This is a genomic window from Vibrio sp. M260118, from assembly GCF_036533755.1.
In the GTDB taxonomy this organism is placed as follows: Bacteria; Pseudomonadota; Gammaproteobacteria; order Enterobacterales; family Vibrionaceae; genus Vibrio.
Genome location: NZ_JATABG010000654.1, coordinates 1 through 786 on the forward strand (window position 1 = coordinate 1; position 786 = coordinate 786).

Annotated in this window: 1 protein-coding gene and 1 pseudogene; one reads left to right on the plus strand and one right to left on the minus strand. The window is 42.5% G+C overall.

Annotation, left to right across the window (positions count from 1 at the left end):
• Window positions 1-234, plus strand: a pseudogene (locus tag QTO00_RS20315) (L,D-transpeptidase family protein); the annotation flags it as partial.
• A gap of 229 nt (window positions 235-463) precedes the next feature.
• Here QTO00_RS20315 and QTO00_RS20320 read toward each other — a convergent pair.
• Window positions 464-786, minus strand: a 323-nt coding sequence (locus QTO00_RS20320; RefSeq protein WP_331426357.1) for a tyrosine-type recombinase/integrase, incomplete at its 5' end; no start/stop codon positions are given.

Here is a 786-nt window from a genome sequence, read left to right on the forward strand (position 1 = left end):
GAAAAAGTTACGGTAATTAATGAGCCAATTAAAGTCGCACTAGAGCCGGATCGTAGCGTGTTTATTGAAGCGCATGAGCCTTTAACCCGTAGTGATGGCGTGAAAAAGCCGCTAGAGATGCCGATTGAACTAAGCTGGTGGTTAGAAGAGTTTGAGCAACCAGATACCAAAGCAAGAGCCGCAATACTAGCGCAAAATGGTGTTCCGGTCGAAATCGTCGCCGCGACGTTTTAATCGAGTCGTTTCCGTAAGGAATAAAAAAGGGTCTGCACTGCAGACCCTTTTTTAAGAAAGACGAAATTACTTAGTGTAATCAATAGTGGTTTCTAGAACCCAGTAAAATCAAGGATTTCACTGCTATTTCAATGCCTTACGAAATGCTCATTTAATCAATACCACTCAATGTTCCTCAATATCAATAAAAATTGTCGCCACTTTGTCGCCATTTTTGGGTAAGAAGTGGCTACAGACCTAATCTAGAAATAGGGTTTAATTCGGCTGCTTGAATCAGGTGATCGGGTGAGAAATGGGAATAGCGCATTGTCATCTTTATGTCGCTGTGACCAAGGATTTTTTGCAACACCAGAATGTTTCCGCCTGCTTCCATAAATCGACTGGCAAAGGTATGACGAAACACGTGTGTGTTTTGCCCCTCCGGTAAATCTGGAAATGTCTTGTTAACGATATACGCAATGCCGTGGAGACAGCATTTAAACAACTTATCCTTTTCGCCCGTTCGCTTAAACTCTATCAACTCGTTATAGAGTTTTTCGGTGATCGGCACAG